Origin of the sequence: Bacillus sp. A01H (assembly GCF_045277205.1) — a bacterium.
Classification (GTDB): Bacteria; Bacillota; Bacilli; order Bacillales; family Bacillaceae_G; genus Bacillus_A; species Bacillus_A paranthracis.
This window is the reverse complement of record NZ_CP117702.1, coordinates 3,245,331-3,266,220: the sequence shown is the minus strand read 5'-3', so window position 1 is coordinate 3,266,220 and position 20,890 is coordinate 3,245,331. Positions and strand designations below refer to the sequence as shown.

The 20,890-nt window shown below is 35.6% G+C and carries 23 protein-coding genes; 13 read left to right on the top strand and 10 right to left on the bottom strand.

Annotated features, from left to right (window positions below; translation table 11 throughout):
* The first annotated feature begins 27 nt into the window (after positions 1–27).
* The 5 genes from gnd to PSR14_RS17210 all read left to right on the top strand — a co-directional run bounded on the left by gnd (position 28) and on the right by PSR14_RS17210 (position 6,141).
* Positions 28–921 (top strand): phosphogluconate dehydrogenase (NAD(+)-dependent, decarboxylating), encoded by an 894-nt coding sequence (gnd, locus tag PSR14_RS17230; RefSeq protein WP_001195906.1) that lies wholly within the window; start codon positions 28–30, stop codon positions 919–921.
* A 51-nt stretch (positions 922–972) separates the two neighbouring features.
* The gene (gene fsa / locus PSR14_RS17225) at positions 973–1,641 is read left to right on the top strand and encodes a fructose-6-phosphate aldolase (protein WP_000667676.1); all 669 of its coding nucleotides are present in this window, start codon (positions 973–975) and stop codon (positions 1,639–1,641) included.
* 389 nt (positions 1,642–2,030) lie between these two features.
* The gene (gntP, locus tag PSR14_RS17220; protein ID WP_001057620.1) at positions 2,031–3,356 is read left to right on the top strand and encodes a gluconate permease GntP; all 1,326 of its coding nucleotides are present in this window, start codon (positions 2,031–2,033) and stop codon (positions 3,354–3,356) included.
* A 55-nt stretch (positions 3,357–3,411) separates the two neighbouring features.
* Positions 3,412–4,953 carry a gluconokinase gene (gene gntK, locus PSR14_RS17215; protein WP_073541238.1) on the top strand — a complete coding sequence of 514 codons (1,542 nt, stop codon included), beginning with the start codon at positions 3,412–3,414 and terminating at the stop codon, positions 4,951–4,953.
* Positions 4,954–5,073: 120 nt separating this feature from the next.
* Positions 5,074–6,141 carry a lactonase family protein gene (locus tag PSR14_RS17210; RefSeq protein ID WP_073541237.1) on the top strand — a complete coding sequence of 356 codons (1,068 nt, stop codon included), beginning with the start codon at positions 5,074–5,076 and terminating at the stop codon, positions 6,139–6,141.
* A 182-nt stretch (positions 6,142–6,323) separates the two neighbouring features.
* Here the strand turns inward: PSR14_RS17210 and PSR14_RS17205 are convergent, their stop codons facing one another.
* Positions 6,324–6,500, bottom strand: coding sequence for a DUF1272 domain-containing protein (locus PSR14_RS17205; protein WP_001207874.1), 177 nt, complete (start codon positions 6,498–6,500; stop codon positions 6,324–6,326).
* 195 nt (positions 6,501–6,695) lie between these two features.
* Here PSR14_RS17205 and PSR14_RS17200 point away from each other — a divergent pair, with 195 nt between their 5' ends.
* Positions 6,696–7,517, top strand: coding sequence for a pentapeptide repeat-containing protein (locus tag PSR14_RS17200; RefSeq protein WP_046198387.1), 822 nt, complete (start codon positions 6,696–6,698; stop codon positions 7,515–7,517).
* A gap of 45 nt (positions 7,518–7,562) precedes the next feature.
* Here the strand turns inward: PSR14_RS17200 and PSR14_RS17195 are convergent, their stop codons facing one another.
* Positions 7,563–8,447 (bottom strand): DMT family transporter, encoded by an 885-nt coding sequence (locus tag PSR14_RS17195; protein ID WP_000814745.1) that lies wholly within the window; start codon positions 8,445–8,447, stop codon positions 7,563–7,565.
* Between the two features lie 202 nt (positions 8,448–8,649).
* On the opposite strand from PSR14_RS17195, the gene PSR14_RS17190 reads away from it, so the two are divergent.
* On the top strand, positions 8,650–9,000 hold the full coding sequence (locus PSR14_RS17190) for an SH3 domain-containing protein (protein WP_000875277.1): 351 nt from the start codon (positions 8,650–8,652) through the stop codon (positions 8,998–9,000).
* Positions 9,001–9,063: 63 nt separating this feature from the next.
* Positions 9,064–9,861 carry a glycosyltransferase family 2 protein gene (locus PSR14_RS17185; protein ID WP_000797329.1) on the top strand — a complete coding sequence of 266 codons (798 nt, stop codon included), beginning with the start codon at positions 9,064–9,066 and terminating at the stop codon, positions 9,859–9,861.
* On the opposite strand, the gene PSR14_RS17180 is transcribed toward PSR14_RS17185, so the two are convergent.
* From PSR14_RS17180 to PSR14_RS17160, 5 genes are all read right to left on the bottom strand, one after another.
* Positions 9,830–10,753: an NAD(P)-dependent oxidoreductase gene (locus tag PSR14_RS17180; RefSeq protein ID WP_113732824.1), complete on the bottom strand. Its 924-nt coding sequence runs from the start codon at positions 10,751–10,753 to the stop codon at positions 9,830–9,832. The genes PSR14_RS17185 and PSR14_RS17180 overlap by 32 nt on opposite strands.
* On the bottom strand, positions 10,750–11,973 hold the full coding sequence (locus PSR14_RS17175) for a class I SAM-dependent methyltransferase (RefSeq protein WP_098487330.1): 1,224 nt from the start codon (positions 11,971–11,973) through the stop codon (positions 10,750–10,752). Before PSR14_RS17175 ends, PSR14_RS17180 begins: the two co-directional genes overlap by 4 nt.
* Positions 11,974–11,985: 12 nt before the next feature.
* Positions 11,986–13,041, bottom strand: a complete 1,056-nt coding sequence (gene rfbG / locus PSR14_RS17170) for a CDP-glucose 4,6-dehydratase (RefSeq protein ID WP_061536103.1) — start codon at positions 13,039–13,041, stop codon at positions 11,986–11,988.
* A gap of 1 nt (position 13,042) precedes the next feature.
* Positions 13,043–13,810, bottom strand: coding sequence for a glucose-1-phosphate cytidylyltransferase (gene rfbF, locus PSR14_RS17165; RefSeq protein WP_098487329.1), 768 nt, complete (start codon positions 13,808–13,810; stop codon positions 13,043–13,045).
* A 114-nt stretch (positions 13,811–13,924) separates the two neighbouring features.
* A complete protein-coding gene (locus tag PSR14_RS17160) occupies positions 13,925–14,719 on the bottom strand; it encodes a glycosyltransferase family 2 protein (RefSeq protein WP_048557677.1) in 795 nt (264 codons plus the stop codon).
* A gap of 276 nt (positions 14,720–14,995) precedes the next feature.
* On the opposite strand from PSR14_RS17160, the gene PSR14_RS17155 reads away from it, so the two are divergent.
* From PSR14_RS17155 to PSR14_RS17140, 4 genes are all read left to right on the top strand, one after another.
* Entirely contained in the window at positions 14,996–15,403 is a 408-nt protein-coding gene (locus tag PSR14_RS17155; protein ID WP_000285640.1) for a MerR family transcriptional regulator, read from the top strand.
* A gap of 119 nt (positions 15,404–15,522) precedes the next feature.
* Positions 15,523–16,851, top strand: coding sequence for a hemolysin family protein (locus PSR14_RS17150; RefSeq protein WP_000402267.1), 1,329 nt, complete (start codon positions 15,523–15,525; stop codon positions 16,849–16,851).
* Between the two features lie 52 nt (positions 16,852–16,903).
* Positions 16,904–17,317 (top strand): ATP synthase subunit I, encoded by a 414-nt coding sequence (locus PSR14_RS17145; protein ID WP_000616837.1) that lies wholly within the window; start codon positions 16,904–16,906, stop codon positions 17,315–17,317.
* Between the two features lie 198 nt (positions 17,318–17,515).
* Entirely contained in the window at positions 17,516–18,064 is a 549-nt protein-coding gene (locus PSR14_RS17140; protein ID WP_000938434.1) for a DUF2179 domain-containing protein, read from the top strand.
* Between the two features lie 97 nt (positions 18,065–18,161).
* Here PSR14_RS17140 and PSR14_RS17135 read toward each other — a convergent pair whose 3' ends face one another.
* From PSR14_RS17135 to PSR14_RS17125, 3 genes are all read right to left on the bottom strand, one after another.
* A complete protein-coding gene (locus PSR14_RS17135) occupies positions 18,162–18,401 on the bottom strand; it encodes a DUF3923 family protein (protein ID WP_000747691.1) in 240 nt (79 codons plus the stop codon).
* A gap of 76 nt (positions 18,402–18,477) precedes the next feature.
* Positions 18,478–18,855 carry a hypothetical protein gene (locus tag PSR14_RS17130; protein WP_000823782.1) on the bottom strand — a complete coding sequence of 126 codons (378 nt, stop codon included), beginning with the start codon at positions 18,853–18,855 and terminating at the stop codon, positions 18,478–18,480.
* 153 nt (positions 18,856–19,008) lie between these two features.
* Positions 19,009–20,208: an MFS transporter gene (locus tag PSR14_RS17125; protein ID WP_073541235.1), complete on the bottom strand. Its 1,200-nt coding sequence runs from the start codon at positions 20,206–20,208 to the stop codon at positions 19,009–19,011.
* A gap of 113 nt (positions 20,209–20,321) precedes the next feature.
* On the opposite strand from PSR14_RS17125, the gene PSR14_RS17120 reads away from it, so the two are divergent.
* Positions 20,322–20,864, top strand: coding sequence for a CGNR zinc finger domain-containing protein (locus tag PSR14_RS17120; protein ID WP_000081062.1), 543 nt, complete (start codon positions 20,322–20,324; stop codon positions 20,862–20,864).
* The last annotated feature ends 26 nt before the right edge of the window (positions 20,865–20,890 follow it).

Sequence of the window (20,890 nt, the reverse complement as noted above, 5' to 3'; positions counted from 1 at the left end):
AAAGATGATTTGAGGAGGAATTATATTATGCAAGTAGGATTAATTGGCTTAGGTAAAATGGGATTAAACTTAGGGAAAAATTTAATCGATCATAAACATGAAGTAGCAGCATTTGATTTGAATGCAAGTGCAGTGGAAGAAATGAAAGAGTACGGGGCAACAGGTGCATCTAGTTTAAATGAACTTGTTCAGTCATTACAATCACCAAGAGTTCTTTGGGTTATGGTACCACACGCTGTTGTAGATTCTGTTATCGATGAGGTTACACCACTTTTATCAAAAGGAGATATTTTAATTGAAGCGGGTAATTCACATTATAAAGAGTCTATTCGCCGATATGAGCAACTAAAGAAAGATGGCATTCACTTTATGGATGCAGGAACTTCTGGCGGAATGGAAGGCGCTCGTAATGGTGCTTGTTACATGATCGGAGGAGATCAAGAAGCTTGGGATATCGTTGAACCTATCTTCCGAGATACTGCTGTAGAAAATGGATACTTATATGCTGGAAAAGCTGGTAGTGGTCACTTCTTAAAAATGGTTCACAACGGAATTGAATACGGTATGATGGCTGCTATTGGTGAAGGATTTGAGATTCTAGAGAAAAGTGAATTTGACTACGATTATGAAAAAGTATCAAGAGTATGGAACAACGGTTCAGTAATCCGTTCATGGTTAATGGAATTAACAGAAAATGCATTTTCTAAAGATGCAAAACTAGATGAAATTAAGGGTGTTATGCATTCTTCTGGTGAAGGAAAATGGACAGTAGAAACAGCATTAGACCTTCAAACAGCAACTCCTGTTATCGCAATGTCTCTATTAATGCGCTACCGCTCATTAGACAATGATACATTTACAGGAAAAGTAGTAGCAGCTCTGCGCAATGAATTTGGCGGACATGCAGTAGAAAAGAAATAAACATCTTAAAAATTTAACTCATTGACGTTTAAAAAATGGAGGGAATTAATCATGAAATTTTTTATTGATACTGCAAATCTTGAGGACATAAAAAAAGCATATAAACTTGGAGTTTTAGCTGGTGTTACAACGAATCCTTCTTTAGTAGCAAAAGAGGGCATTAAATTTGAAGACCGTATCGCAGAAATTTGTCAGGCAGTTCCTAAAGTTGAATCTGTTTCGGCAGAAGTAACGCCAGATGCTGTGACGGCTGAAGAAATGATTGCTCAAGCAGAAGAGTTGATTAAGATTAACGGCGGCGATGAGAAAGTTACAATAAAACTTCCAATGACGCTAGCAGGATTAGAAGCTTGTCGCTATCTTACTGAAAAAGGTGTGAAAACGAACGTTACACTTATTTTCACTGTGAACCAAGCACTTTTAGCTGCCAGAGCAGGTGCAACGTATGTTTCTCCATTTTTAGGACGTTTAGATGATATTTCTGAAGATGGCGTATTATTAGTTGCTAAAATTGCTGAATTATTCGATGTTCACCAATTAGATACACAAATTATTGCGGCTTCTGTTAGACATCCAGATCATGTAACTCGTGTAGCGATGGCAGGTGCTCACATTGCAACAATCCCTTATAAAGTAATTGAACAACTTGCTATGCACCCATTAACAGATCAAGGTATTGAGAAGTTTGCTGCGGACTGGGCGAAAGCTCCTAAATTATAATGCATAAAAGTGAAGGAGCTTTCCGAAAATTGCTTTTCATGAGAGGACAAATCCTAAGTAACTTCATCGTTTAAACGGGATCCCGAGTTTGTAGTCTTACTATGTGAAAACAGCAAGAGAAGAAAGCGTCATTCACTTTTAAAAAAGGAAAATTTGCTTACGCGAAGTGTTTATCACAATAACATTACAATTATGAAAGAGAAATCCCCTTATCAGAGAGATGAGTTAAAGTATATCTCTGATAAGGGAGATTCTTTTTATATAAATTATTATGTTGTGAAGATGAGTTGTATATCGATATATAAATTTTTACTCAAAAAAGAACTATATAGGTTCTTTTCATTGTATATCATTTTTGAAAGGGTTTACATAAAGGGGTGGAATTGCGTATGAATATGTACCTTTTAATGATTACATTATTATCAATTGTAATTGTTATTTTAGGGGTATCGTGGTGGAGATGGCACGCGTTTATTAGTTTAACGATTGCAAGTTTATTTTTAGCAATTATGTCTGGAATGCCAATGGATAAAATAGTGAGTGCTTATGAAACGGGAGTCGGAAGTGTTCTTGGGCATTTAGTAGGTATTTTAGTATTAGGTACAATTTTAGGGAAAATGATGGCAGAGTCAGGTGCTGGAATGCAGGTGGCAGAGTTCTTTATTAAATCCTTCGGAATAAAAAACTTACCATGGGCGATGTTAATTGCAGGTTTTATTATTGGAATTCCAGTATTTTTTGAAGTAGGCATTTTAATATTATTGCCGTTAGTAATTTCTATTCATAAAACAACGAAACAAAATATTTTATTGATAGCATTACCAGCAATTGCTGGGTTATCTGTCGTACACGGCCTTGTTCCTCCGCATCCAGGGGCAATCGTTGCAATAGGTATTTATAAAGCGAATCTTGGGAAGGTATTATTGTATTCACTCATTATTACATTTTTTGCAGCGATTATTGCAGGTCCTATATTCGCTAAATGGATTCACAAACGTGTAATTCCTGAAAATGAGCCAGAATTGATTCGTGTAAATACAAAATCAACGAAATTACCAGGAATAGGAGTTTCGTTTTTAGTTATATTGTTACCTGTAATGTTAATGGTGTTAGCGGCAGCAGCTCCTTATGTTCCGCTTTCTACTACTTTGATGAAGATGGTCACCTTAATCGGTAGTCCTATCATTGCACTTTTGATTGCATGTTTTGCAGCGTTTTATTTTCTTGGATTTCGTCAAGGTATCGATAAAAAGGCTATTAAGAAGGTAACAGAAGATAGCTTATTACCAATCGGTTCAATCGTTGCGATTATTGGTGCCGGCGGGGGATTTAAGCAAATTCTTATCGATAGTGGTGTAGGGAATGCTATTGCTCAAATGTCTGAGCATTTAGCACTATCTCCAATTGTATTAGCATTTATGGTAGCTGGATTAATTCGAATTGCGACAGGGTCAGCGACAGTCGCCTTAACAACAGCAGCGGGTATCGTTTCGCCAATCGTTGAAAATACGACAGGTGTGAATTTAGAATTACTCGTCATTGCAACGGGTGCAGGAGCATTAATGTTTTCTCACGTAAACGATGCTGGGTTCTGGATGGTAAAAGAATACCTAGGTTTAACAGTGAAAGAAACATTTAAAACATGGACAGTATTAGAAACATTACTTTCATTTATCGCTTTTGGAGGAGTTTTACTACTCGATATGTTTGTTTAAAATAAGGATGTTTTTATAGTGGGATACTGTAGTAATTTTTTGTTAGGAGGAAGAAATGGTGAGTTCAAAATATATGATTGGTGTAGACATTGGGACAACTAGTACAAAATCAGTTCTATTTTCTACGGATGGATCTGTTATTGCAAGTCATGGAATTGAATATCCTTTATATTCTCCTACGCCGGAAACAGCAGAACAAGACCCAGAAGAAATTTTTCGTGCAGTAATACATACGATTAAAGAAACTGTACAGACAAGTAGTGTACAGCCGCATGATATTCTTTGTGTTTCTTTTAGTTCGGCAATGCATAGTATCATTGCTGTAGATGAGAAGGGAAAGCCGTTAACGAGATGTATTACTTGGGCAGATAATAGAAGTGCAAGCTGGGCAGAGAAAATAAAGAATGATATGAATGGTCATGAAATTTATTTGCGGACTGGGACACCAATTCATCCGATGTCACCACTTTCGAAATTAGTTTGGTTACAGAATGAACAGGCAGAATTGTTCGCAAAAAGTTATAAATTTATTTCTATTAAAGAGTATGTTTTTTATAAGTTATATAAGGAGTATGTAATTGATTATTCTATAGCATCAGCGACAGGAATGTTCAATTTGAAATCTTTAAAATGGGATGAAGGGGCTTTACGTGTAGCGGGCATTACAGATGATAAGCTTTCTAAACTTGTTCCAACGACGCACAGCTTAACAGGATTAGATGAAGAGCTTGCCAAAGAAATGAATGTACTTGTTTCTACTCCATTTGTAGTAGGAGCGAGTGATGGAGTCCTATCCAATTTAGGTGTAAATGCAATAGATCCTGGCGTTGTTGCTGTGACAATTGGTACAAGCGGTGCGATACGTGCTGTAACAAATCGTCCTGTAACAGATCCAAAAGGTAGAATTTTTTGTTACGCCTTAACTGAAGACCATTGGGTAATTGGTGGACCGGTTAATAACGGTGGTATGATTTTCAGATGGGCTCGTGATCAATTAGGTACTTCAGAGATTGAGCTTGCGAAGCGTTTAGGAAAAGATCCATATGAAGTGCTTACTGAAATAGCAGCAAAAGTGAGTCCGGGGTCCGACGGTTTATTATTTCACCCGTATTTAGCAGGAGAAAGAGCGCCTTTATGGAATGCAAATGCGCGAGGATCTTTCTTTGGACTTGGATTGCATCATAAGAAAGAACATCTTATCCGTGCTGTTTTAGAAGGAGTAATTTATAATTTATACACCGTTCTTCTCGCTTTAAAAGAACTCATTGGTGAACCGAAAAAAATTCAAGCGACAGGTGGTTTTGCAAGATCGGAACTTTGGAGACAGATGATGGCGGATATTTTCCATCAAGACGTATATGTTCCAGAAAGTTTCGAAAGCTCTTGCCTAGGAGCTGCAATCCTCGGTTTATATAGTTTAGGTGAAATAGATACATTATGCGTAGTATCTGAAATGGTAGGTGCGAATTTCCACCATGAACCAAACATGGAAAGTGTGGAAAAATATAAAGATTTAACACCGATTTATATTCGTCTGTCCCGTCAATTGGAGGAAGAATATGAAAGTATAGCAGCGTACCAAAAAAAGTGGGTTTAAAAGCTATTTAACAAGAAAATATGGTAACGTATAAAGAGGTACTCTAATTTTTTAGGATACTCTTTCAACATAAAACATTATAGGAAGTAAGATGAATGAAAAATATAGGGAGAGAGGGTTATGAAAATGAAGGATAATAAAGAGTTTATTGGATATGTTGGAACTTACACGAAAGAAAAAAGTGCAGGAATATATAAGTTTATTTTAGACACGGAAGCAAAGAAAATTAGTAATGTAACACTTGCGGCCAAGCTGGATAATCCTACATATGTAACGATTAACCGAAAGAATGAATATCTCTATTCCGTTGTTAAGGAAGGAGAATCTGGTGGTGTAGCTGCGCATTCGATTGATAGTAAAACTGGAGAGCTAAAGGAGAAAAATAGACAAGTGGTAGAAGGGGCTTCTCCTTGTCATGTGAGTGTTGATAGTGGGACTCACACGGTAGTTACAGCAAATTATCATAAAGGAACGATTGAGTCTTTCGCAGTAAATGAAGAAGATGGATCTGTAAATCCTGCGACCTCTATTATAACGCATAAAGGTTCAGGTCTGAATAAAGAAAACCAAGAGAAACCACATGCGCATTACGCAGGATATACGCCTGATGAAAAATATGTGGTAGGTGTTGATTTAGGGATAGATAAAATAATTACGTATGAAATAAAAGATAGTGTATTAAAAGAAGTGAATAGCTTGGCTGTAAATCCAGGAAGTGGTCCGAGACATATTACTTTTCATCCGAATGGAAAGTATGCGTATGTGATGACGGAGCTTAGTTCAGAGGTTATTGTGTTAACATATAATCCGGCAGAAGGAGCTTTTACAGAAGTACAGTATATTTCTACTATTCCTGCCGCGTTTGATGAAAATAATCAAGGAAGTGCGATTCATATTTCTTCTGACGGCCAGTTTGTATATGCAGGCAATCGTGGTCATAATAGTATCGCTGTTTTCAGTGTGGATCAAAACTCAGGTGAGCTTACATTTGTGGAACACACATCTACAGAAGGAAATTGGCCAAGAGACTTTGTATTAGATCCTACTGAAAAGTTCCTTATTGCTTCAAATGAAAAGTCGCATAATCTTGTATTATTTTCAAGAAATGAAACGACAGGGAAGTTAACACTTTTACAATCTGATGTTGTTGTGCCGGAGCCTGTTTGTGTTAAGTTTTTAAATGTTTAAGTTGTGTTGAAGCTGAATGCATGCAGAGGTGTCGTTATTTGTCGGTAAGTCGATATCCTTTGTCGAAACGTCGATATATTGAAAAAATCGTTGATATAATTGAATTTGTGTTCGATATATTTGGAAAATCGTTGATATAATTTCATATGCCTAAAAAAAGCAAAGCGATATCGCTTTGCTTTTTACTGTTTCTTTTTCGGTCTACGTACTAACTCGCCGCCGCAGTTTGGGCAAACGTTATGTCTTTCTTCTGTACATGGTGCGCAAAATGTACATTCATATACGCAAATGTATGCTTCAGAATCTTGTTCTAGCGATTGATCGCAAATTTGACAGTTTGTTTTCATTTGTAGTGCCATAGTAACTCTCCTTTTAGTTTGAATATTTGTAATTTAATTATAATTCAATGAGCAGAGTTAGTCCTTTTCAATTGAAAGGAAATAGAATGATAAAGTTATGATTTGAAATGAAAGGCGCTCGTTTATTTTTAAATTGATTATTTCATGCAGTTAGAATATTATGAAATAGTCAAAAGACAACAGGGGGTATACATTTTGACTAATCATAACGATCATTTAAAAGCAAACTGCGAAAAATGCTTCGGTTTATGTTGTGTGGCGTTACCGTTTGCAGCATCGGTAGATTTTGCAGTGAATAAAGATGGTGGTAAACCATGTTCCAATTTACAATCAGATTTTAAATGCAGTATACATAAAAATCTTAGAGGAAAAGGTTATAAAGGCTGTACAGTATTTGAATGTTTTGGCGCTGGACAGAAAATTTCTCAAGTTACTTTTAACGGGATGGATTGGCGGAAAGATGCTAAGCATGCGAGAAAAATGTATGATGCTTTTCCAGTTATGCATCAGCTCCATGAAATGCTTTGGTATTTAAATGAGGCTATTTTATTAAAGGCGACACAATCGATCCATAAAGAATTAAGTAAAGCAATTGAAGAGACGGAGCGACTTTCGAATTTAAATGCGGACGAGTTAATGAAAGTAAATATCCCATTACATCGTGCAGAAGTGAATATTTTACTTTTAGAAACGAGCGAACTAGTATGGAAAGAAATGAATACTGCGCGTAGGAAACGAATCATACACCGCGGCGCAGATCTTATGGGAGCAAACCTGAAAAAGAAAAATTTACAAGGGGCGAATTTAAGAGGAGCATATTTAATTGCGGCAAACTTAAATGGTGCAGACTTACGAGGGGCGGATCTCATTGGAGCAGATTTACGAGATGCAGATATTCGTGGGGCTGATTTTACAAATAGTATTTTTCTGACGCAAGTTCAAGTTAATGCGGCAAGAGGGGACAAACATACGAAATTACCGAAATTGTTGTCTCGTCCATCGCATTGGAGTGTGTAAAGAGTGTATACGAACAGGCAGAGATTAAGTATCTCTGCCTATTTTTCATTTCTTTTCAAAAGTAGTAATAAAAACACTACATATAATAAGAATACCACCAATAAAAAAGTTACTACTCAATGTTTCGTTTAAGAGTAACCAACCAAGCAACGATCCGACGATAGGTTGGAAGAAGAAAAATAACGAACCGATGCTAGCGTCCATTAATTCTAATCCTTTATTCCAAAGGAAAAAGGCACCTGCCGTTGAGACGATTCCTAAATAAAGTACGCCTAATACTACATATAGGTTCATATGTTCAATAGGGTTTGATTGAAATTCCCATACCATAAAAGGTGTAATAAAAAAGAGTGAAAAGAATATAGCGTACGTTGTAATCACTAAAGATGAAAATCGAGCTGAAGCAATTTTTACATAAATAGATAGTAAAGCCCACGTAATAGCTGCCCCGACTAATATGATTGTACCGATAAAATAGGAGCCAATTTCAATATCCCATCCGATTACGATAATGACACCGATTGTCGCTATGATGGTAGATAGTAATCTACGAGCGGTTAGTTTTTCTTTTAAAATGATCGCTGCAAATATAACCATAAATGCAGGTGTAGCTGATGTTACTAAAGATCCTGTATGAGCGTCGGATAATTTTGTTCCGATAAATTGACAAGTGATCGAAATGAAATATCCGATAAATCCAATCCAAGCGAATAATAGCCAATCTTTTTTACGAATGGTTACTGTTTTCTTTTGCTTTTTCTCAGTAATTTTTAAAATCATATACAAAACAACAAAAGCAATGATAAAGCGTAGCCAAACGAGTGTGAGTGGTGGGATAAAGTCGAGTACATATTTGCTAACAACATACATACCGCCCCATATACTAGCTGCTAGTGATAAACATATAGCTCCTAAAATGGTTTGTTTCATGTAAAGTACCTCCGTCTATTTTTAGGGTATGATGAGTTCCCTAAGACGAGGCATAGTGCACGTGTTATATGAATGCCCGTCTTAGTTTATAGACGGCCTACAGGTTGATCGTTTTCGAATGAAGTGTTGTAGTACATGTGTATTCCTCCTTCTTAAGTTATAATGATATTATAACTTAATTTTCTGATTATTGGAGGTTGTTATGAAATATATCGTTATAAAATCACATGTTAGCAATTATCCTGATCCAATTCGCTTAGAAGAGGGGGATGTAGTGAAAATGATAGAGAGTTACGATGGTCCTGAAAATTGGGAAAACTGGATGTTTTGTCACGAAGAGAAATATGACCGGAAAGGGTGGGTTCCGGAGCAAATTATAATGAAAAATATAACTGATGTAGGAATCATTACGAAACAATATACTGCCAAAGAATTAAATGTAAGTATTGGAGAAAGATTGATTGGGTTAGAAGAATTGAATGGATGGGTTTGGTGTGAAAAAACAGGTGGTGAGGATGGCTGGGTACCAAAGGAAAACTTACAAAAATATTAGTAATACGATTTGGTTATTAATATAGGAAACATATTTTTAGTTTATGAGTATATTGGTTGTAGGATGAAAAATAGATTAATAGAGAAAGAGGAGATTATTATAACTACAACCGTTATTTCTCATTTTTATAATGAAGAGTATTTATTACCGTGGTGGCTTGCTCATCATACGAAACTGTTTGATCATGGTATTTTAATTAATAAAGGCTCAACAGATCGTTCGGTGGAGATTTGTAAGAAATTCGCACCGCATTGGGAAGTGCGAAATTCTGTAAATCCAGAGTTTGATGCATATGCGACGGATCATGAAGTGATGAGGGTAGAACAAGAAATACAAGGATGGAAAATGATTTTAAATACGACTGAGTTTCTTTGTGTGCAAGATAAAAATCAGTTTTGGAAATCACTAAATGAATTGGGAGGGAGGATGTATTGGCTAGAAGGGCTTATTATGGTTGATGATCCTAACTACAGTTATCCGGACCTTAACTTTGGACTCCCTTTAATGAAACAGCGATTTCATGGTTATTTACCAGAAGATTGGCCGTTGTGGAGAAGAGGTAGATTTATTCATAATCATGAACACGGAAGTTATACAGTTGGAAGACATTTATCCGCGCATGAATCTATGATTTATCCGCCTCTTGCTTGTATATTATGGTTTGGATTTAGTCCGTGGAACGATGCGATGAGAAAGAGAAAGTTACAAATTGGTCCGACTCTTTCTGAAGCTAGTAAGCATGGGGGAATGGGGACGCATCATATTATTACGCCGGAAAGATTAGAAGAATGGTATAAGGAATTAGCGAGAGGAACGAAGGATTTACGTTTTAGTGATGCGTACCGTTATGTTTTTGTATAAATGATTCCCACCATGAAATTGTTTCTTCGATTCCTGTATTTAGATCGTATGTCGGTTTCCAGTTTACTTCAGTTTTTAAACGTTCTACATTAACGCCGACAAATAAAGGTTCATCTTTAGAGAAAGGTATTGCACCCAGTTTAATTAGATGTTCTTTTCCTATCTTTTTAGCGATGATAGAAGCTAACTCTTTAATTTGTACAGATTGACCAGAAGCGATATTGATTGTGTCTGTAACGCCATGTTCTAATACTGTTATGAGAGCATCAGCGACGTCGCTCACATGGAGGAAATCTCTTGATTGTTTTCCATGTGTACATAGTGCTTCCTCATTTTTTAATAAAGAAGTGATGATGTTAGAAACGAGTCGATTCCCTTGTTCGTGAGGGCCATACATATGAAAAATGCGGCCCCAACACATGCTGAGACCGGTTTGCTTGGTGTACGTTTGGAGCCAGGAGTGTAGTGCATTTTTACATAATGAATACGGGGTTTTATAAGAAAGAAGCGGTGAATCTTCAAATAATACACCGTTAAACCATTCATACTCTGCGCCAGTCCCGGCAACGACGACTCGCTTTCCGCCGCATGTTGTGAAGTGTTGAATCAATGAGATACTAGACGTAAGCCAATAGTAATTATTGATAGATACATAACACGCTGGCGGCACTGCTTCCCAAGCTAAATGAATGAGATGACTAGGCTTCATGTCGTAAATGAGTTTTTTTACTTCTTCATCGCAAAGTAAGTTGACTTTATGCCAATGGCAAGAAAGATGGGAAGGCTTATTTGTATTGTAAGTGGCGTGCACTTCATAGCCCTTTTGAATAAGAGAATGTACAACATATTTACCAATCCATCCGCTACCGCCTGTTACAAGGATTTTTTTCATGGCTCAATTACCTCAACTTCTGGTATTGTTACTAAAAATTTGCCGCCCCACTCACGAATGAAAGAGCATTCTTTCATAATCTCGTCTTTTAAATTCCAAGGAAGTATAAGAATGTAATCAGGTTTTGTACGTTTTATTTCTTCTGGAGATTTTATTGGAATGCGGGTTCCTGGTAGAAGGATATTTTGTTTATGAGGGTTTTTATCTACTGTATAAGCTAGAAATTCTTTTCCTATCCCGCAATAATTTAAAAGGGTGTTTCCTTTAGCTGGCGCACCGTAACCGATAATTTGTTTGTTTAAAGCTTTCACTTCGATAAAAAACTGTAAAATATTTATTTTCAATTGTTCGATGCGTTTAGAAAAAAGGAGATAACAGTCTAATGTATTTAGCCCGTGATCCACTTCTTTTTGAATTAATTTTGTAACACTAGAATGGATAGTTGATTCGTCACTATGATGTTTTACAAAAATACGTAAGGAACCACCGTGCGTTGCAAGTTCTTCTACATCGACAATTTGTAAATGATGGTGAGATAAAACTTTTTGCAGGCTTATAAGTGAGAAATAGGAGAAGTGCTCATGGTATATCGTATCAAACTGTTTAAAGGATATGAGATTTAATAAGTGCGGGAATTCAATTGTTATTGTTCCGTCTTGTTTTAATAACGTTTTTAAACCTGCCACAAAATCATGTAAGTTCGGAACGTGTGCTAATACGTTATTAGCAATGATTAAATCTGCTTGCGGTAATTTTTTTGCTAAGTCGTTGCTGAAAAAATTCACTTCAGTAGGAATTCCTTTTTGGATAGCGATTTCTGCTACATTTTTTGCTGGTTCAATTCCTAACGTTTCAATATGTTCTTTTTGAAAGTATTGTAATAAGTACCCATCGTTACTCGCGATTTCAACCACCTTTGAATGTTTCTTTAAGCGGAAGCGCTTAATCGCCATTTCTACATATTGTTTAGCATGCAGTAGCCAGCTTGATGAGTAAGAGCTAAAGTATAAATAGTCATGAAAAATATTGTGCGGAGATTCAAATTCATCTAATTGTACGAGTAAACAAGAGTGACAAACAAATGTGTGCAATGGATAAAATGGTTCCATTTTATATGAGTTTTCTGCAGAAACAAATGAGTTAGCGAGAGGAGAAACACCTAAATCTAAAAAAGTGTTGCTGAGTAATGAGTGGCAAAAACGGCATTTTTTCTGTTCCATTTTATAGCCCCCTTATAAATTTTTGAATGCATCGATTTGTTGTCGCGTGAAAGATTCGATATTTTCACCAGATGCATATTTTTTGTACCAATCAACAGTCCAAGTGATAGCCTTATCTGTTGATAACTTAGGAGTCCAGCCGAGTTTAGTTACTGCTTTTGTACTATCGAGTGTTAAAACAGGCGATTCATAAGGAGTGTTTGTAGAGGGGGAAGTGATTGTTAGTTGTTTATTCCATAATTTTATTACAGATTGAATGACATCATGAACGGTTTTGTTAGGTTCGTTCAACGGGCCGAAATTCCATGCTTCTGCATATGCAGCGTCTGTCCAAAGTTTTTCAGCTAAAAGGATATAGCCGTGTAAAGGATCTAATACGTGTTGCCACGGGCGAATAGCCTTTTTGTTTCTAATCGTTAATGTACCATCTTGTAAATATGCACGAATGACATCTGGGAATAATCGGTCTTCGGCCCAATCACCACCACCGATGACGTTACCTGCTCTTACTGAGGCGAGTTTCTGAGTATTAGTGTGGAAGAATGATTTTTGATAGGATGTTGCCACTATTTCAGCACAAGCTTTACTAGCACTATAAGGGTCGATACCTCCTAGCCGGTCAATTTCCACGAATGCCCGGTTACCGCTCCCGTCATTTTCATAACATTTATCACTTGTAACATTAATGATGCCACGTATACTTTCTGTATGTTTTGCAGCTTCCAATACGTGAACAGTGCCTAAAACATTCGTTTTAAATGTTTCGATAGGATCTTTGTATGAAGTGGTGACGATTGGCTGGGCAGCTAAATGAAATAGTATGTCAGGGTTATGATGTTTTAGGGCGTGTAATAAAGAATCGTAATCTGTAATGTCGCCTTTAATTGTTATGCACTCTTTTGCTACGTTACATTGTTCAAAAAGATTAGGAATCGATGGGGGATGAGAAGAAAAGCCAACTACTTCTGCACCTAAAGAAGTTAAGAAAAGGGTGAGCCAAGAGCCTTTAAATCCAGTATGTCCCGTAATAAATACTTTTTTCTTATTCCAAAAAGATGAAGAAGCCATATTACCAAACCTTCCACGGAGCGTTATTACTTTCCCATAGCTCGACTAATTTATTTTTATCGCGCAATGTATCCATCGGATGCCAAAAACCAGTATGTTGATATGCTGATAGTTCGTTTTTGTTTACTAACTGAACTAAAGTGTCTGTTTCAAAAACAGACTTATCTCCACTAATGTAATTGAAAACTTCAGGGTTTAAAACGAAAAATCCACCGTTAACCCATCCGCCATCCCCGAGTGGCTTCTCTTGAAAAGATGTTACAGACTGTTTATTTAATATGAGAGAACCGAATCTACCAGGAGGTTGTACGGCGGTAACAGTTGTCATTTTTCCATGTTTTTTATGAAATGCAATAAGTTCTTTTATATTTACGTTGCTTAATCCATCGCCATAAGTGAGGCAGAAAGGTTCGTCGCCAACAAAATTTTGAATCTTTTTCACTCGTCCTCCCGTTTCGGTATTTACACCAGTATCGATTAGTGTAACTTTCCACGGTTCTACACGTTGAGAATGGCTAGTAATTGTATTATCGCTTAAATGTATCGTGAAATCTGACATGTGTAAGTTGTAATTTAGAAAGAACTCTTTAATTGCATATCCTTTATACCCTAAGCAAATAATAAACTCTGTAATGCCGTAATGGCTATACAAACTCATAATGTGCCATAGAATAGGTTTTGTTCCAATTTCAATCATAGGTTTTGGTTTTAAATGTGTTTCTTCCCCAATCCTTGTCCCGTATCCACCAGCAAGAATAACAGCTTTCATTTTTTCCTCCTAAAATAAAAATTTATAATATATACAGTATTCATATTGTATGCAAATGGTTTTGTTTTTGACTAAGTGCGTAAAAATGTGTGGAAAATGATGGTGTGAGAAATATTAAGGTTTAAATTTAGGGAATAATTGTTGATATTCAGGGTGGTTACGAAGATCTTGGGTTATGCTACTAAGCTCTAAAAATCGAGTTTCGAGTTGATCAGAGGACTGACCATAATGTGTTTGAAGTCCCATTCGAACGCCCTTTTTTGAAAGGGTGGGTGTAATTTGTAATTTTCTTGCCTTTGTATGTTCGTTCCAAGGACTAAAGTAAAATTTAACAATGAATGAAGGGGAGTTATAAACGACATGTTGATGCCGGGTAAAATGTCTACCAGGTAAATATGCGCCATCAAGATGGTTGTGTATAAATCTCCAGGCACAGCCGATTTCTGGGTTATAAGGAAAAAGCCCATGATATCGTTGTTCTACTAAAGGAATGGAATATCTTAGTTTTGAATAATTGTAATCATGCTTATCAATCATGACAATCATTCTAATCGCATACATATTTTGACCTAACGTATGAAGTGATGAGAAAAATTCTTCTACATTGTTACAGCAAAGAAATTCTGTAGTATTTAATACCATCTTCCAACCTGAAACTTCTCTTTCAATTTCCATTACCTCAATATCAGTATTAGTGGGATCGAATTCAAGGAATCTTGAATCTCGTACTTCCCAGTGGGGAGCAAATAATTTACAAATTTCAACGGAACGATCTGTAGAACCTCTATTAATTAATATACCGTGATCAAATATTTTTGTATGATGCATAAGCCACCATGGTAATAAATACTCCTCGTTATAAAAGTGAGAGATAATAGTTTTAGTAATTTCAATCTCCTCCAATAGCATGAATAATAATTTTAATTAAATATTATTATCATATGTTTTGTATTAAAAAAGGTTGAAAGGAATATGCGATTCTATGATGATATTTTCATAGTAATGTAGTATGGGAAAAATAATTCGATTATAAGAATTAAGTAATGTATTGTTAATTTACAAAATGATAAAATGGTAAGTGGAATTGTGTATAAATTATGAATAATAAACCGTCACGTTTGACTGTACAGTTTATGTATTGTATGATGTTAGTAATATAAACAAGGGGGGAAGATCGTTGGGAAGGTGTATCGAATCGGACAGTTGGCTCTCATGGCTCACGTGTCGAAACGAACGATTGATTATTATACGAATCTAGGTATCTTAAAAGCGGAGCGATCTCAATCTAATTATCGCTATTACGACGAAACAGCATTTGAGACATTACAATTTATTGAGAAGTGCAAAGAAATGCATATGCCGCTTTGTGAGATTAAAGAGAAAATCGAGGAGAAGAAGAAGCTGCTCGGTATCAATGAACACGTTTCGAAACAAGTGAATGAAGTGACAGACCATATTCATCGATTAGAAGTAGAGCTAACGGAATTAAAGCCGCTTTTAGATGGATTGACTGATTCACAACGTGAAAAAATATCGAAATCTTTATCTGGTCAAACGACAGCTTTAATACAGACACTTGCTCTATTATTATAGAACAAGTGAAATCCGACCTCTTTAATTTTTGTATCGGGCTATGTTTTCTAAGAAAGAAATAAGAAAACATTATAGTATACAGGAGGTGGACACCTTAGTTTTTTAACTAAGGGGATTCATTGGAAATATTTAATTTAGTCATGGTTGCGATTTTAATCGCATTTACTGGATTTTTCGTAGCAGCTGAGTTTGCGATTGTAAAAGTACGTTCAAGTCGTATTGATCAGCTTGTTGCAGAAGGAAAACGCGGTGCTTTAGCAGCGAAAAAAGTAACAACAAATTTAGATGAATATTTATCTGCTTGTCAATTAGGTATTACAGTTACAGCTATGGGATTAGGTTGGTTAGGTGAACCGACAATTGAAAAGTTATTACACCCGTTATTTGAGAAATGGAACTTAAACCCTTCTATTTCATCAGTATTAACATTTGGTCTTGCTTTTATGATTATGACGTATTTACACGTTGTAGTAGGAGAATTAGCTCCGAAAACGATGGCAATTCAAAAGGCTGAAAAGGTAACGTTATTATTGGCAGGTCCATTAATGATGTTCTATAAAGTAATGTATCCATTTATTTGGGTATTGAACGGTTCAGCTCGTGTTGTAACTGGCTTATTCGGTTTAAAACCAGCTTCAGAACATGAAGTAGCTCATACAGAGGAAGAATTACGCCTTATCCTTTCAGATAGCTATGAAAGTGGCGAAATTAATCAGGCTGAATACAAGTATGTAAATAACATTTTTGAATTTGATAATCGTATTGCAAAAGAGATTATGGTACCGCGAACAGAAATCGTTGGTTTCTACCTGGAAGATTCAGTAGAAGAACACATGAAAGTAATCCAAAATGAGCGATACACACGTTATCCGATTTTTGGAGAAGATAAAGATGATATTATCGGTATGGTCAACGTAAAAGATTTCTTTATTCGATATATGACCGAGGATCAAAAAGATTTATCATCCATTCGCTCGTATATGCGTCCGATTATTGAAGTGATGGAAACGACTCCAATTCACGATTTATTACTTCAAATGCAGAAGAAGCGAATTCCGATGGCTGTTTTATATGATGAGTACGGAGGAACAGCTGGAATTGTAACACTTGAGGACATCTTGGAGGAAATCGTCGGCGAAATTCGTGATGAATATGATGAAGATGAAGCACCACCAATTCAACATGTGAACGAGCAACATATCATTGTTGATGGAAAAGTGCTTATCTCAGAAGTGAAAGATTTATTTGGATTACACATTGAAGAAGATGATGTGGATACAATCGGTGGATGGATTATGATGCAAAATCATGAAATCGAAGAAGGACAACACGTTGAGGCGGAAGGCTATGAATTTAAAGTGTTAGAAAAAGACGCTTACCAAATTAAACGTGTTGAAATTCGTAAGATGGAAGAGGAACAAGAAGAAGAAAAAGCAGCAACTGTGTAAGTTGCTGCTTTTCTTCTAAAGTATAAAAAATGAGAAATTAGGAGCGGATATTTTGATTCAAGTAGCCTTACGTGTATATCGATTACAATTGTATGTGATCTTTAGTGGTTTACTACTTATGTGGACGATTACTCCGTTTGGAAAACAAGTAACAGGGTTTGGGATCGGATTAGCTGTAAGTGCATATTGCCTTTGGTTATTAGCTCGCAGAGTGGAGAAACTTGGGAAAAGTATTGTAATGAAGGAAAAGGCTCCGGGATTAGGAGTTCTAAACCGATTTGCAGCGGCCATTTTAGGAGCTATTATCATGTATGAAATTGAGCATGAAATGGAAATGTGGGCATTTGGTACAGGCATTTTAGGTGGTCACTTTTTAATGATTGCGAATTTAGCTTATGCAAATATGCAGGTAGTGAAAGAAGAAGAGAAGAAAAGGGAACATGCTTCGAAAAACATAGAGCTATGATGAGAGGGACCTAATGGGGTTCCTTTTTTAGTTTAGCGATATGATACAAGTAATTAAATTAACGACAAATATAATACGCTTCTTTTTTGCGTTTTTCAATAGTATGAAAAATAATAAAAAAAAATTTAAAAACCCATCGATTTCTAAAGGTTATGTATGTTATCATGACAAAAGACTTTTTGAAAGAGGTGGATACCAATGTTACAAGCGCTACTTATTTTTGTGCTTCAAATTATTTACGTTCCCATTTTAACAATCCGTACGATTTTGCTTGTAAAGAATCAAACAAGATCCGCTGCTGCTGTTGGATTGTTAGAAGGAGCTATTTACATTGTCAGTTTAGGTATTGTGTTTCAAGATTTATCAAATTGGATGAACATCGTTGCCTATGTCATTGGCTTTAGTGCGGGACTGTTATTAGGCGGTTATATAGAGAATAAATTAGCAATTGGTTATATTACGTATCAAGTTAGTTTACTAGACCGTTGTAATGAATTAGTAGATGAGTTACGTCACTCTGGATTTGGCGTTACAGTATTTGAAGGTGAAGGTATTAATTCGATACGTTATCGCTTAGATATCGTTGCAAAACGTTCTAGAGAAAAAGAACTATTAGAAATCATTAATGAAATTGCACCGAAAGCGTTTATGTCTTCTTATGAAATTCGTTCATTTAAAGGCGGATATTTAACGAAGGCGATGAAGAAAAGAGCGTTAATGAAGAAGAAAGATCATCATGCGTCGTAAAGAAAAGGGAGTAGTGCCGTTTTAAAAGTTCCCATATGTAAAAGAGAGGAATCTACATTAAAATAGATTCCTCTCTTTTTTATTGTTAATTGAAAAACTAAATCGTATAATTATTTTTTTTACTCATCCTCAAATTAATGATTAGCCATATAACTTGAAAAAATACAGGTATGATAAACGCGATTAATATAACGATAAGTGATATGGATTTAATTTCGGGTGTTTGAATGACACCAGCACCATCCACATCTCGTAGCCAAATAATAGCAGCCCATATTCCAAAAACGATAATCCAAAATAGGTTACCAATCCACCAAGAAATCCATCGTTTTTTCATGTTAGCACCCCTTACATGTATCTACTGTTAAAAGTATATTTTCGTTCGTTACATTTATAATGAAACAACTTTAAAATTAGTTTTTAACTGTATATCTAACTTGTTTGAAGGTGACTATTTCTCCATCATCATTATTATCTTTCGTTTGCAAAAGTTGAACTTTTGGTTTGTAGTCTGTCCGATGAGCGTGTTCGATATCTTTAATGTTAAGCTTGTAGGATTCACCATTCTTTAGCTTTTGTTCCAACACTTTTTTATTAGCAACATAAATAAAAGTCACTTTATTTTCATCAATACCTTCAGTCTTAATTTCTAATTCATTATCTTTTGTTGTAATCGTTGGTGTTAATAATTCCATACTGGCGTTTCCGGTTTCTAAAGAATTTTCTGCTATAGTTGAACATCCTGATAGTATGATTCCGGTGAATAGAAGAACAAGTAATTTCCTTTTCATAACATCCCCCCGATTCTATGTGATTTCTGATTTTGGCATTGTTAGATTGCTAGTGTTTTATGTAAACGTTTAGTGAGCATTCTTTTTGATTGTACCATAATATGTAAAATGATGCAGGCTGTATCTCCAATTTAAAGGAGATTGAAAGTTTACTTATTGCTGTAAATTAGTATTTTTACAGTAGGCATATATCTTCTTTAGGAAACCCTTTTTCGTATTTAAAATATGTAATGAAATAAAACCAATAAGTCCTATTCCGCCAAAAATAAGCCATGGTGTATACACTCCGCTTAACTTGGATGTAAAAGATGTACCAGTATAATTACCGATGATAAAACCAAATGCGAGTGATAGTTGATAAAATCCAAAGAAAGTGGCTGTATATGATTCATTACTGTAATTTGCAATAGCGATATCAGCGTTAGGTAATACGAGTGTTTCACCGATTGTAAATAAAATTACACAAATAAAGAGCCAATATGGGTGTTGAAATAAAGGAATGAGTAAAAAGGAAATACTCATTAATAAAACACCGTATTTAATAATCGAAAGTGTGTTGTATTTGTGGAATAATTTTCGGAATAATACCATAAATATGACGCCTGTTATTGCATTTATCGTAATAACGAGTGTAGCAAGTTGATTGCTATTACTAATGTTTTTCATATGAAGTGGAAGTGCGACAGTAAGCTGAGTAAACATAATATAGAAGAAGATCATGATAAAGGAAAACAGAAGAAAAGACTTGTTTTGTAAGATGGCCTGTATTCCTAATGTAATAGACGTGTTTTCAGTAGTGACTTGGAAGTGATTTTTAAGTAAGTAAAAGATTAAAGCAAATATCAGCATAAGAGATCCTGTTAGAGAGAAAGCATAGATTGGATCGAGTAAGAGTAAAAACCCTCCTGCAATTGGTCCGATTATTGCACCGCAATTAAAGCTAAGGTTTAAATATGTAAATAAATTTTTTCTCAAATGAGCTGGCTGTGAGCCAAATATAGCGCGAGCGGCAGGTTCGTAAAATGCAGTTCCGAAGCCAATAAGTGCAGAAGAAATAGAAATTGTATAGAAATCAGAGCATATTCCTAAAGCGATAAATCCGATTCCTCTCAAAAATAATCCGGCTATCATCATAATGATATAGCCTATTTTGTCAGCAATTAATCCTGAGAATAAAGGGATAACTCGTGATGTAATTATTATAACCGTCAACACTGTTCCTACTTGAAAAGCTGAAAAATGGAGAAAGGTTAATAGATAAATAGCTAAAAATGCGTATACTGCAAAATAACCAAAAGACATAAAAAATGAAGAAATAAGCATGAAACGTATCGGTGTTGAGAAACTTTTCATAGAACTCCTCCTAATATTGTAACCAGTAAATTTTTTTTAGTGGTTAACTATTTTATATTATAATTATACATAAAGTCAGAAAAAAGTAAATTTTAAGAAGAAGGTGAATAGAGTTGAGTCAAAACGCACCAAACGAATTAGAGTATATTCGAGAATTTTTAAATACATGGAGAATACCAAACGATACGAGAGAGCCAATTGATTTGCTGCAAACAGAAGAGGATATAAAGAAATTTATGAAAGAATCTTTTCATGAAGAGCTTCTATTTCATACGATAGAGGAATTAAAAAGTTTTCGAGAAGATATTCGGGCGGCAATTGAAGGTGAAGGATCATTGCAAAAATGGTTAGAGAAATACCCATTTCATGTACATATAAAGGAAGATATGAAAGGTATTACATATGAACCAGTATACGAAGAGAATGTGTATACAAAAATATTAAGCATTGTGTTTATCTCGATTCAAGAAAATTTGTGGGGAAGGTTAAAAGCATGTCCAGATTGCCGTTGGGTATTTTACGATCATTCGCGAAATGGAAGCAAAAGATGGTGCGGTATGTATGCTGGTGAAGAAGGAGGCAGAGCATGCGGTACAATTGCAAAAGTGAAAAATTACCGAGCAAAGAGAAAAGGAAGAACGGGTTATAATGTGTAATTAATAGTAGGGGAAGAAAATGGATG